The 13,445-nt window shown below is 36.0% G+C and carries 11 protein-coding genes; 8 read left to right on the forward strand and 3 right to left on the reverse strand.

The window, feature by feature from the left end; genetic code table 11:
* Positions 1 to 21: 21 nt before the first annotated feature.
* The 3 genes from A5819_RS06650 to hisJ form a co-directional block, all read right to left on the reverse strand.
* Positions 22 to 312 (reverse strand): hypothetical protein, encoded by a 291-nt coding sequence (locus tag A5819_RS06650; RefSeq protein WP_086277780.1) that lies wholly within the window; start codon positions 310 to 312, stop codon positions 22 to 24.
* Positions 313 to 530: 218 nt separating this feature from the next.
* Positions 531 to 3,167 carry a YfhO family protein gene (locus A5819_RS06655; RefSeq protein ID WP_086277782.1) on the reverse strand — a complete coding sequence of 879 codons (2,637 nt, stop codon included), beginning with the start codon at positions 3,165 to 3,167 and terminating at the stop codon, positions 531 to 533.
* Between the two features lie 357 nt (positions 3,168 to 3,524).
* Complete coding sequence (gene hisJ / locus A5819_RS06660) at positions 3,525 to 4,352, reverse strand: histidinol-phosphatase HisJ (RefSeq protein WP_086277783.1); 828 nt, start codon at positions 4,350 to 4,352, stop codon at positions 3,525 to 3,527.
* Positions 4,353 to 5,018: 666 nt separating this feature from the next.
* On the opposite strand from hisJ, the gene A5819_RS06665 reads away from it, so the two are divergent.
* From A5819_RS06665 to lepB, 8 genes are all read left to right on the forward strand, one after another.
* Positions 5,019 to 6,119 carry a site-specific integrase gene (locus tag A5819_RS06665; RefSeq protein WP_086277785.1) on the forward strand — a complete coding sequence of 367 codons (1,101 nt, stop codon included), beginning with the start codon at positions 5,019 to 5,021 and terminating at the stop codon, positions 6,117 to 6,119.
* A gap of 334 nt (positions 6,120 to 6,453) precedes the next feature.
* The gene (locus tag A5819_RS06670) at positions 6,454 to 8,907 is read left to right on the forward strand and encodes a WxL domain-containing protein (protein ID WP_086277786.1); all 2,454 of its coding nucleotides are present in this window, start codon (positions 6,454 to 6,456) and stop codon (positions 8,905 to 8,907) included.
* Positions 8,908 to 8,923: 16 nt separating this feature from the next.
* A complete protein-coding gene (locus A5819_RS06675; RefSeq protein WP_086277788.1) occupies positions 8,924 to 9,262 on the forward strand; it encodes an LPXTG cell wall anchor domain-containing protein in 339 nt (112 codons plus the stop codon).
* A gap of 1 nt (position 9,263) precedes the next feature.
* Positions 9,264 to 10,052, forward strand: a complete 789-nt coding sequence (locus A5819_RS06680; RefSeq protein ID WP_086277790.1) for a WxL domain-containing protein — start codon at positions 9,264 to 9,266, stop codon at positions 10,050 to 10,052.
* Between the two features lie 28 nt (positions 10,053 to 10,080).
* The gene (locus A5819_RS06685; protein ID WP_086277791.1) at positions 10,081 to 10,854 is read left to right on the forward strand and encodes a WxL domain-containing protein; all 774 of its coding nucleotides are present in this window, start codon (positions 10,081 to 10,083) and stop codon (positions 10,852 to 10,854) included.
* Positions 10,855 to 10,946: 92 nt separating this feature from the next.
* Positions 10,947 to 12,014, forward strand: coding sequence for a DUF916 and DUF3324 domain-containing protein (locus A5819_RS06690; protein ID WP_086277794.1), 1,068 nt, complete (start codon positions 10,947 to 10,949; stop codon positions 12,012 to 12,014).
* A gap of 272 nt (positions 12,015 to 12,286) precedes the next feature.
* Complete coding sequence (locus tag A5819_RS06695) at positions 12,287 to 12,778, forward strand: hypothetical protein (RefSeq protein ID WP_254907232.1); 492 nt, start codon at positions 12,287 to 12,289, stop codon at positions 12,776 to 12,778.
* Positions 12,779 to 12,806: 28 nt separating this feature from the next.
* Complete coding sequence (gene lepB / locus A5819_RS06700) at positions 12,807 to 13,415, forward strand: signal peptidase I (RefSeq protein WP_086277797.1); 609 nt, start codon at positions 12,807 to 12,809, stop codon at positions 13,413 to 13,415.
* Positions 13,416 to 13,445 lie beyond the last annotated feature (30 nt).

The following is a 13,445-nucleotide window of genomic DNA, read 5'->3' on the forward strand; positions in this document are numbered from 1 at the left end:
CTGTCCCAGCCTCTTTAACGTCTATTTTACAAATTCAAGCATCATAAAATAAAAAAGCGTAGCTAGTAGGAATAAGATATAGGCACCTGTGACCATTCGACTTAAATGAACACTCTTCCATTTGTTAGAATAGGCTTTTTGAAAAGTTATCATCAACATAGATAGTGTAATAATTGTTACCAAAATAGGTCTAAAATTAAAAAACATATTCCAATGTGGAGACAGTGTTGTTATTTCTATTCTTGGTAAAAAGTAATAGATGATTATCGCTAAATTAGTGCCAAAAATTGAAATAGGTTTTGCTTTGTTCATATTTAGTCCTCTATTCTAGTATAAGTTTGTGTTTGAGCTAATTCAAAATAGTTTTATAGATAAACTGTCGCTTAGTAGGCTACTTTCCTATTTTAATGATAATATATGATTTTTTACTCGTCAATCCTATATGCTTGTTCTAAGTGTTAAGAATAAAAGAAGTTGGTGTAATAAAAAAGAAGGAGCTTCACAACAAAGCTCCTCCACTAAAGATCATTTTAACGTTTTTTTCGTTTCCTTTTTTTAGGTTTTACTAAAGTGAGTTTAGTTTTATTCGTAAACCGTACATAAACCACAAATCCCCCAATACAAACAACAAACAAAATCACACCAGGGATAAAACCTTCCGGTAAATAAACAAATTCAATCGTATGCTCACCTTGTGTTACGGGAATGCTGACAAAGGCTTTTTTAAACGCTTCAATCGGTACCTTTTTTCCATCTACATACGCTTTCCAGCCTTTATCGTAAGGAATCGTTGTTAAAAGGACTTGATCTTTCTCAGCGTTCACTGTACCGACAGCTTTTCGTCCTTTAGCAGTTAGATCAGCGCCTTTGGCTTGGATTGCCTGAACAGATGATTCAAAGGCTTTGGTATCTAAACCGACAACTTTAGGTTCCATAAAACTAACGGCTGTTGTGCCATAAAAGCTCACTGTAAAGGTAACAGTAGTTGGTTTATCGTAATAGCCGATATTGTAATACTGTCCTGTAATATTGATTTGTGATTTTTGGCTAACACCATTGACCGACATCGTTGCACTTGAACTTTCTAGTTGAGCGAAATCTGTTGGGAATAAGCTAAGATACGCTTGAGTATTAGCTGGTACATCAACTGTCCAAGTAATATCTTTAGAAATGTTGTTTTGAATTTCTTTATAGGTTACTGATCCAGCATTTTGCTCGATTTTAACATTTGTTTTATTAATAATGGTTGGTTGATAAAATTTGAAATAATTTTCTTGTTTATCAGATAATGCATTGAATAACTCCGTTTGACTGGTTAAGTTATCGTTGGCGGGCTGTTTGACTTTATAAATATCTTTATCAGCTAAAAAGCCTAATGGCAACGCATTACTATTTTCGTATAATGAAAATTTATCTGCTTTGTCTGTTGGGAAAAAGCCAAATTTCAAGGGATCACTTTCCGAAATATTGTATTTGATTCCAACAAGTGAGTCCATTAACAACGTATTATTGGGGTAGCGAATGTTCAAACCAGTTCCTCTAGAACGGAAACCTAAGTCATTCAAGTAAGAAGAAGAATGACGATTTCGGATAGAAGAAAACAAACTGACTCCGCTGTAACCGTAATTAATACTATCGTTAGAAGAAACAGGATTTAAGTTTTCCAACCGATAAAAAGAATCATTTTCTTTTTTCGTTTTATCCACTAATTTTTTGATTGATGGATAAGGCTCAGAATAAAGGCTGCGTGAAGCATAGTTCCAATCATCCAGAATACCTTTTAGCATTGTATTAGTATTGATGAATGCCTCTGTTGAAACGAGTAATACTAATAATATAATCAGATAGTGCATCGGTATTTTTTTCAGTTGATAAAAGACGATACTAGCTAGATACAAAAGTAAAAATAAAGCTGTAATGACAAAGGCCGAAATCGGAACATAGTCATAACTTGTGGCGTTTTTTGTACCTTCCGCTAAGGCGAAAATAGCGATCAACATAATCGTAGAACCTGCTAAGACGCCGAGATCATCTGTTTTAAATTTTTCAAAGCCGTATCCTGCTAATAAAACCACTAAGAAAGAAAATAAAAAACTATAACGGAACAAGAACATATTCGGTGCGTGCATCCCGTGCCAAAATAGATTCAACGGCGTGATATAAAAGCTAGCAATCAAAATGATGAACAGGCTACCAAATAAGAATTTGTTTTTCCGTGGAATTTCCTTTGTGACAAAGTAAAAGATACAGAAAATTAGTGGAAGCAGACCAACATAGATAAACGGAATCGAACCATATTTGGTCGTATCATACACACCGATCATATTTTTCATGACGATATCCCAAAAAGCAGTGGCTTCTGTTTTAAACTGAGTGACTTCAGATAATGTTTCGCCATTTGCACGTAAATCAAGAACAGCGGGCAGCACTAAAATCATCGAAGCGCCTCCTGCTAAAAGAGAAGTCAGACCATAAGGAATAATCCGTTGTTTGTATACTTTCCAATTCGTCAACATTCGAGCGATAAAGTACAAGAATGAGAACACACCAATCATAAAGCCCATGTAAAAATTGGAAATGAACAAGAGCAGATAACTGACAAATAGCAGTGTTGGTTTTCGTTCATCCATCAGACGATGAATACCGAGAATAACCAAAGGCAGATAAGTAAATGCATCTAACCACATGATAATTTCAGAATGCGCGGTTGCAAAAGACATCAAAGCATAAGGTACACTAAGCATGACATGTCCCCACTTAGGCATTTTATAAGTGTTCTTAGCAAAGACCCAAAAAGCCAAACCAGCTGAACCAATTTTCAGTAAGGTGATCAGATACAGAGCATCCGGGATATTTTGGTTTTTAAAGAATAGGACGAGTGGGGTAAATAGTCCACCTAGGTAATAAGAAATCAGGGAAAGATAGTTTAATCCCAGCGATGCATTCCATGTATAAAAAATGCTTTGTTTACCATGTAGCATATTGTTAAAACTAGCGTGAAAATTGGAAAATTGTGAAAAAGAATCACTGGCCATCACACTTCGGCTGCTACCGGGGTAAATACCAATACTTAAATAAACAATGACCATCACAAAAAAAGGAATAAAAAAGCTGGCGGTCATATAAGGCCAGTTTTCTTTGATAAATGCTTGCATTTTTTTCTTCATAATCGACCTCGCAACGTAATAAATAGAATATATATAGTTTAGCATATCCGCTGAAAAATTGATTGTCAGAAAGAAAAAATTAAAGAAATTCAAAAGGTTTTACGGAGGTGTCACTTTTTGATTTACATGACACAATAGACGAATACACCTCAGTAACAGCTGTTCTTCTCAATATAATGTAAGTTTGTGCCAGTTCTCGATATAAAATCTATGCTATTCAAAAAGAAAAATTACAAACGTTAGCAAGTGGCGATCAAATCAACCTGCACGAGCTATAAAAACACCGCAATATGAAACATTGAATGAAGTAAAAAGAGCAAGATTTGTGGATAACTTTTCACAAGTCTTGCTCTTTTTTTAAAGGTATTGTGTAATTCTCTCATATCCTTGTCCAACATCAGCCAGTGAATGTGTATCAGACCCATAAACAAATGGAATGCCCAATTCAATAGCTTTTTTAGTTATCCACACCTGTGGATAAGTCTGTTGATAACCCTGTTTATAAAATCCGGCAGTGTTCAAATCTAAGCTGTATTTTTCCTGCTGTACACGTGTCAAAAGGGTGTGGACAAGTGTAGTATTTTCGGAAGAATAATCAGTTGGTTCATCAAAGAACTGTTCAAATTTTTGGCACAAGGAAATATGACCTAAGCGAGTTGGTTTAAAAGGACCTAAATCAGCATCTAAAGAGGCTAAAACCTTTTGGTAATAACGTTTTTGAGCATATTCAAAGCTTCCTAAATAGTCAACGACACCTGTTTTATATTCTTCAAATGAGTAATCAATTCCGCGCAAGCCATCTTGTCCATCAAGAAAATGAACAGATAAAATACCATCATCTGTTTGCGGTCCATATTCTGCTAAAAACTCACGTGTCCAATCTTCAAATTCTGAAAAATAATCTAACTCAAAGCCAATGTGAATAATCATGTCAGAAGCATACTTTTTTCGTAAGCTATTCATCTTTTTAAAATAGTTATCCACATCATTTAAAGCCATCGAGGCAGTTTTCCACACCTCAGGGTCTCCCGCTGCAAATTTTTCTATACCCTTAGGTAAAGGAGCGTGTTCTGTAATGGAGTATTCTTTAAAACCTAGACGAATTGCCTGTTGAATCAATTGCTCAGTTTCTTCCACTTTTCCATGTGGACAATATTCTGTATGCGTGTGACCATCACGTTTCATACGAAAACCTCCCGATTACTTATCTGTTTTTTTTCATACAGATCCTATAACGTTCATTCTGTCCAACAGTGTTTAGAAGAAAGTTACTGTTTGTGTAAACAATAGAGAATTGAGTGATAATTTCAGGATAAATATTTTTTAAAAATTAAAATTTTAATCATTATTTTTTTGTTATATAATCATTATTATAGTATTTTTTCAAGCTATTCAGAAAAATAAATGATTAAAGAAAAGGGAGGGTGGGGAAACCGTTACTAATTTCAAAAAGGTAGTGTTTTTCAGTAGATAAAAGTAAGTTGTAGATGGTTATAGAAATAAAAAAATAAAACTATTTCTTGTTTTTAAATGAAACGAGAAATAGTTTTATTTGATAAAAATTTGTTTAAGTTAAATACATTGTATTGGTTTATTTGAAATAAATCAATAGCTTTATAATCTGTCTCTTATACACATCTAGATGTGTATAAGAGACAGGTTAAATACATTGTATTGGTTTATTTGAAATAAATCAATAGCTTTATAATAGAAAAAACTGTTTTATTTTCTCAATTTTTTTAGGTTTCTTAAAAAAAAATGAAAAAACCGACGATATTCAAAGGAAAGATGGGGTATTTTTTACCGCCGTCAATTAAGCCGTCAACTATTATAAGAAAGGATTTGATTATTTTGGCTAAAGGCGAAAATATTTATAAAAGAAAAGATGGACGTTGGGAAGGGCGTTATCCTAAAGCTCGTAAAGCAGATGGGACGATCCATTATGGTTATATCTACGCCCGTTCTTATCGTTGTGTAAAGGAGCAGTTGATTGAACGAAAAGCTCAAACCGCACTATTCTATTTAAAATCAGCAAAGGAATTTCAGGGAACTTTTGGAGAGTGGGCAAATATTTGGCTGAATGACATCATGGCTGTAAAACTAAAAGAGAGCACATATGCTAGTTATAGCAATAACCTTCAAATACATATTTTTCCACTATTAGGACAGCGGGCACTCAAAAAGATTACCACTTCTGATATGGATCAATTAGTAAAAGGACTTTCTAAATCATTGTCAGCCAGCTCTATTCAGATTGTATTCCGAATCGTCAAGAGTTGCTTTGAAGCAGCTAGAGAACGTGGTTATATTTATCTGAATCCTTGTGAACAGACGATGTTACCTAAAATTAATAAACAAAAAATCCAAGCACTGACGCGTAATCAACAAAAAGCAGTAGAAATAGAAAGTCAAAAAACAGCCAAAGGATTGCCTGTTTTATTAGCATTGGAAACAGGTATGCGAATCGGTGAAATTTGTGCGTTGAAATGGACAGATATTGATTTTGAGGAGTCTGTTTTACGTGTTCATAGAACAAAACAGCGGATCGCAATGCCAAAATCCTCAAGTCAGCGCACTAAAATCATTGAAACAGCACCAAAAACAGCTAATGCCAATCGATTGATCCCACTTTCTTTAAAATTGAAAACAGCGTTATTGAACTGCAAAGCACAATCGAATTCGGAGTTTGTTGTGACTAGCGGGTCTCGTTCTGTTGAACCAAGAACGGTCAGCTATCGATTTGAGCAAATCAAAAAACGCTTAGGTTTATTTAATGTACCCTTCCATGCTTTGCGACATACGTTTGCAACTCGTTGTGTAGAATTAGGTGTAAATATTGCCGCTATCAGTTCGTTGTTAGGTCATTCCTCCATAAAATTGACTTTGGATACATATACAAATTCTTTTTTTGAAGAGCAAAGAGCGGCTATCGATAAATTAGCATGTTTATAAATAGTGGAAACGTTACTAATTTTCGGACTATATAGTAGAAAATTAGAGCCTTTTAAATAACGTTTGTTATTTAAAAGGCTTAAGAAATGACTCAACAGCAATTGTTTTAAGAACTATATTCTTTTTTTTTCGCCGTCAACTTCCTCGTCAGAACGAGCCCAAAATGCTTAAAAATAGGCGGAAATTAAGCGTATTTCTCGTTTCATTTAAAAATGAGAATCTTTTATTCATTAAATCAAAGACCCCCAATGAAGTCAATTATTCTGATTAAGGCAGGTTTATTTGTCATGTTTAAAAGAAAAAGCGCCTCAATAGAAAGGAGGTGAAAACAAAGATGTTAGGTAAAGTAAAAAGAGTTATTTTTTCTGCACTGATTTTTTTTGTAGTAGGTGTGCCGTTGCAGGCAGAAGCGTTAGGGTATATTGATGCGCCGCAAAGTGTTCCTTTAGATCAGATTTTTGTAACGCCTAAAGGAGCAAATAGTTATGTAGAAGGAAATAATGTTATCATCACGGATAAAAAAATAAGCCAAATCGGGAGTATTTTTTCCACAGAGCAAAATAAAATGGATTTAACCAAAGATTTTTACTCTGAAATGTACATTTACATTGATGGTGATGCAGACGGGATTGCATATGTGATGCATAATGATCCAGATAAAATTGCCAATTTTTCTGGATTAGTCGGTGCTGGTTTGTCCATTTATGGTGATAAGGTTGTTTATGGATCGCCTAGTCAAATTGGCGGAAAACAATTGAAAAAAAGTTTTGCCATTGAATTTGATACTTACTACAACGGTGATAGTTATGATTCTGGTCTAAATAGAAATACAGATAAAGGACATATTGCTTATTCTTTTCCAGATAAACTTTCTTCTTACAAGTACACAAGTCCATCTACTACGATAACAGGAATCAACCATTCAGGATTACAGTACCCAACGTTTAAGCTTGGGGATGGACAGTGGCGTTTATTAAAGATTCAATGGACTGCTTGGAATGCTAGTAATGTTGGTAATTTGACCTATACCTTTGGTGATTTAGCTCCTATTTCAGTTCCAATTTCTAGAGATACTTTTGGGACAGATAGTGTTTATTGGGGATTTACTGGTTCAACTGGTGCTTTTTCTGAAAAAGCAGTAGTTGCATTCAAATCAGTACCCGGATTAGTAAATTATACTGAAAATGTTGAGTTTATGAATGGTAAAGGACAAAAAATTCAAAGTATTACGCAAGATTCAGAAGTAACGGTGCATTATTCGGGACAATATACGGGTGGTAAGCAGAGTATGATTCAACCCACTTTCAAGTTTACGTTATCACCCAATCAAGTATATCAGCCAGGGACGTTTCTTTTAAACGGTGCTCCTGTAACACCTACGTATATCAATAATGAACTAGTGGTTCCTCTTTCCAAAGACTTATCGGCAACGACTCCGTTGGTTGATATTCAATTTAAAGTGAAGGATACCAAGGTGACAGATGATGCAAAATTGACACTAACCGCACAAGCAGTAGCTAAAAACTTTATTTCTGGCAAAGATGCTTCATATGACATCACATACGATCGAGAAGCCCCTCTTGGTATTGGAAAATTAACCTTTATTGATGCTGGTGACGAACAAGCAATTACTGGAGCTCCTGATTATAGTGCCTTTTTATTACACTATGAAGATGACTTTTCGCCAAAAGATAAAATCAAGATCAACTTAAAGGCGGGACAAGATATCGCAAGTATCGTAAAAACAATTGGTCCTAGTAGCTTCCAAGTTACTCTTACAGATGAAAAGGGCAACGCGCGTGATGTGACGATTCCAATTTTTATTCAAAATCAAGAGGTAGTCAAAAGTAGTCAATACATTATCTGTGGGACAGACTTTAGTGTTGCGGCAAAAGATTACCCTGAAACAGAAGCTGCATTACTGACCTTGATCAAGGAAAAAGCTGATTTAAAATTGTGGCAGTATAATGAGCTGTCTGCAAATCCAATAGATAAAAATAAGTTGAATTTGACGATTGGAACCTTACCTAAGCCACCTGAACTTGCGGGTGCTGGTGTTTATGAAGTAACCGCTTCTTATGGTTTGGATAGTACAAAAGTCGATAAAACAATCAAGGTTACCGTTACCCAAAGTTTTGCCACTGTAAAAATTTCTTTTGTTGACGAAAAAGACCAACCAATCATCGAAGATTTATCATTTGAAGCAACGATAGCTGATCGTATCGACTTAAGTCAAAATACTCAAGTCATTGAAAAACTTAAAGCGGTCAAAGGCCTGAATTATGTCTTAAACACACCGCCGCCAGATGAAAAAAATCTTTTGATCGTTCCAGAAGGTGTAACGCGAAAATATACGTTTAAAGGAACGTTGTTTATTGAATCTGCACCTAATGCGATTGATTTCGGTGATCAAAAAGTGAGTGGTAGCAATAAAAAATTCGATGATCCAAGCTATGATCAACATTTGATTATTTGGGATAATCGTTCAACCTTGGGGACTTGGAAAATTACGTTAAAACAATCACAGGATTTTAGTATTCCAGGAGATCCAACGCATCATTTACCCAATGCCTTAAGCTATCAGACGACTACTGAAGAAAAAGTGATTTCTACAGATTCTCAGGAAGTCTTTCGCTCAAAACACCAGGCTGCTGGAAAATATGACATCAGCGAAGAAACGTGGGGACCTAAAAAACAAGGGTTACGTTTGAATGTGCCGGTCGCATCTGTTAAGCAAGTAGGAAAATATGAAACAACACTGACTTGGCAAATAGAAGAAGCCTATTAATGGAGGGAAGACTGTTATGAAAAAGCATCGAATTATTCGTTATATTCTAATTCCTTTGATTTTTCTTGCCGTGTCTTTCGGTACGATTAATAAGGGCTGGGCAGCTGAGGAAGGCGGGCAGGTACAGACAAAAGCTGGGATCGTTTTAAAAAAATCGACTCCTACGACTGAGCAAACAAGTGACGCAACACATAATGGTTTATCACCTCAAGAGAAAAAGCCGGCTGGGCGACTGCCAAACACTGGTGATTTAATAAAAGTCAGTTTGCTGTTCACAGGTGTTATTTTAAGCTTACTTGCATTGATTCTTTTCTTTTGGAAGAAGAGACGTCCTGTGAAAGGAGAGCGTGATTGAGATGAAAAAAGAACGACTCGTCAGTTCCCTACTATTATTTGCACTATTCGCAAGCCCGTCAATCGCTAAAGCGGATGCTACTAACTTCTCTGGTGATGGAACGATTGAATTTAACGGGAAACATCCTTTGCAAGTGATGGATCCAGAACATCCAGAAAAACCTGTTGATGCAGGAGTAAGTCCGAATATGGATCGCTTATTACGTGTTGATTTTGTTCCTCAAATCAATTTTTGGGAAGCAGAAATTTCTGATACAGATCAAACATATTATGGAAATGCTCAATTGTTCAAAGATGATACTGGAGCAAGAGGTAATTTTATACAAGTATCTGATTTTAGAAATGATAGCCCAGGTTGGACGTTGCAACTAAAGCAAGAAACACAGTTTCAAAATAGTGCCAACGGTCAAAAATTAAACGGTGCAGTGCTTTCGTTCGATCAGTCTTGGGCCAACTCAATAAATGATCCTGAGACAGCACCTAAAGTGTCTAAAGAAGTGATTCGGCTTTTAAATATTGGCGAAAGCTATAATTTAGCTGAGGCCAAGCCGAATATGGGGGAGGGAACCTGGGCGATTATTTTCGGAGCTTCTGTAACGAATGATAAAAAAAGAGCAGACACGCTAAAACCGAAATTGGATGAACAGAATAATCCAGTCGTTGATCCAGCGTTCAACAATCAACCAATTTATGAAAATCAAGCGATTTCTTTATTTGTACCTGGTAAAGCAACAAAAGAGCCAGGAAACTATCAAACGGTGTTAACTTGGATAATATCTGAGCTACCATAAATCAAAAAAATTCTAGGAGGAAACACACATGAAATTAACACACAAATTATGCGCAGCTGCGCTATTAGCAGTCCTTGGAGCAGCAGTATCCTTGCCAACAGCTGTACAAGCGGCAGATGATCCATTGAACTGGAGCGGAAAAGGTACGATCAATTTTAGTGAGGATGATGGTGAAGACAAACCAGTTGATCCAACTGACCCAACGAAACCGATCGATCCTGAAAATCCAATTACAGAACCACCAGTTAACCCAGCTAAAGGACCTTTAAAAGTTATTGCGGTGACTGATTTAAATTTCGGCGACAATAAAGTAACGCCGGCTTCAGGTAATGGCTGGGAGTATACAGCAAAAGCCGCTGAAGTTGTCTATAAAGATGGTACAAAAGTGGTTAGTCCAAACTTCGTACAATTTAAAGATACTCGTGCTGATAACCAACCTAACAAACACACCTTGACAGCAAAAGCAACAAAATTTACGAATACAGAAAAACAAGAGTTGAAATCAGCTCAATTGAAATTTGGTAACGTGAAACTAATCAATGCAGCAGATCAAAACCAAGTCAATACAGCTGGCGTTCCAGCAACACAAATTGTTGAAACTGATGGAACAACACCAACAACTTTTGTGACGCAAGATGCTGCAGATAAAGGCTTCGGTCAATTTATCCTACAATTTGGAGATAAGGCTGATAGCACTGAAGCAGATTCTGTTAAATTGTGGGTCCCTTCAGCAGGCAATAAATTATCAACAAGTAGCGGCTATTCTTCAACAATTACTTGGACGATTGCTGACGCAAGATAATCTAAACAAAACATAAAAGTAAAATGAAGAGTGGGAACAAGTTCGTCATTATTGGCGCACTTGTTCTCATATAAAAGAAAGGGCAGTATGGAATGAAAAAGAAAATCTTAACGTGGCTGGCAATTATTCTATACATAGGGGTCAATAGTACCTTTTTATCCACAACAGGACTTGCTGCTAAAGAGGATGGCAGTGGCTTTACGTATAAAGTCATCCAGCCTGAAAACCAACATAATAAAGAAGTCGGCTATTTTGACTTACGTATGACACCAAGTCAGGAGCAAACTGTCACGATCAAAATGAACAATAGCTCCTCAGCAGAAATCACCGTAGAAGTCGCATTAAATAGTGCTAAGACTAACACAAATGGTGTCGTCGAATATGGTCCCTCTAAACTTGAAAAAGATAAATCTTTAAAATATGATTTCGCCGATCTAGTAAAAGGTGAAAAGACGGTTAAAATTCCTGCTAACCAAAGTGTTGATTATACATTAGACATAAAGATGCCCAACGCTCAATTTGACGGTGCAATTTCTGGCGGAATTTACATGATCCAAAAAGGACAAACAGAAAGCCAAGATGCCATGATCAAGAATGAGTACGGCTACTTAGTTGGCATGATTTTAACTGAAACAGATACAGTGATAACGCCAGAACTGAAGCTCAACACAGTTTTTGCCGAGCAGCAAAACTACCGTAACGCCGTTTTTATCAATTACTCAAATATAGCACCTGTTTATCTTGATGATATGACCGTTGATGTTCAAATCATGAAAAAAGGTTCGGATGAAGTACTATATGATACAAAACAAAATAAAATGAGAATGGCACCTAACTCACAAATCAATTTTCCTGTTTTGATGAATGGTGAAAAAATGCAGGCGGGCGATTATCGGGCCCATATTTTAGTCACAGCAGAAAATAACGGTAAATGGGAATGGGAACAAGAATTTAAGATCACAGATGAAGAAGCAGATAAATTTAACCAAGAAGATGTCAGTTTATTACAAGAAAGTCGAATAAATTGGCTGTTGATCATTGCATTAGCGCTAGGTGGAGTCGTACTGATAGTGATCATTTTCTTTACAGTCCGCTTCTTTAGGCAAAAGAATAAGAAAAAAGCTAGAAAGAAAAAGAAATCAGGCAACAAAAAAAGGTAATGTTGCAAAGCAACGAAAAACGTTGTTTGGTGATCCAAAAAAATGGCAGATACAAAGCAAACGATTGTTAAAACTGCCCATCTCTGGGGGATAGAAAAATGTCGATACTAGATTGGCTATTCATTGGGATACTTTCAACGGCTATCCTCTGTATTATTTTCGCAATTGTTTTTTTAATTTCTTATTTTCTAACAAAAAAAGAGAGGTTCAAATTAAAACAACTTCGACCAAAAAATAAAAAAAGGCGCAGAATTCTTAAAAAGAAATCTCGTATGTTAATAAAAAAAGGCAAAAAGCAAATTCAATTGGGGCTGATGTTCTTACTTTTAGGTACAGTCTTAGCAGGTGGCGCCGCTTTTTCCCGTTACCACCAAGCGACAAATTTAGGAGATCGTGATTCAGACGGTATTGTGGAGGGGTATTATTTATTAAATAAAACATCAGAACAATTAGCATCGGTGCAAGAAACACCCAATGTTGAGAAAGCAAGAAAAAATTTACGGGAATTAGCTGCAAAGTTATCTGGATTTGGGGTTCGATATGCGGATCCGAGGTTGACAGTAGAAGGACAGCAATTGCTAAATCGCTATTATTCACAAATGAAGGAAATCGGGCTAAACTTGAATAACCAATCGGTCGAAAGTCTGCAAGAAAAAACAACCTATGAAAATTATTTAGCAGATATCAAAAAAGTACAAACGATCCAGAAAAAAGTTTTTACGTATTTCAATGTGAATGAAGCAGCTTTAAAGCAAAAGAAATAAAGGGTTTAGGGAATGGCTGTGAGGCTAAATGAGTAGAAAAAAATTGTCCTATAACAAAAAAAAGCGTAGGCGTAAAAAAAGAAAGATACGCAGCATTCAAGAGGTTAGTAAGGAATTAGGCATAACGTTTTTAATAGTACTATTATTGCTCTTTTTGCTCTCTAGAGTATTTTTTACGCTACCAAAAAATGAAGGCTATGGTATGCGTGATGAGCTAAATGATGGCGATCGGGTTTATGTTGATCGGTTGGGAAAACGGAAACGTTTTTCATTGATTTATTTCAAACAGCCTGATGGAAATGGTACTTCGATTCGCCGAATTATAGGATTACCAGAAGAAAAAGTTAGTTATCGAAATGATGAACTCTATATTAATGATCGGTTGGTTGTAGAACGTTTTATACAAAGACGGCTAGTACAAGCCAAAATAGAGAACGAAGTAATCACTGTTGATTTTGATTCAAAAGACATTTTAGAAACAAACAATGGCATAATTCCGCAAGGTAAATATTTGGTACTTGGGGATAACCGACATTATGCTACCGATAGTCGTTACTATGGTTTAGTTGATGAACAAGCGGTAATCGGTACTGTAAAACTGCGCTGGTGGCCATTTTATCAAATTAGGGCATACTAAAACGGCTATGGATCAAAAGAGAAAAACTTT

Source organism: Enterococcus sp. 7E2_DIV0204 (assembly GCF_002140855.1).
GTDB lineage: Bacteria > Bacillota > Bacilli > Lactobacillales > Enterococcaceae > Enterococcus_L > Enterococcus_L lemimoniae.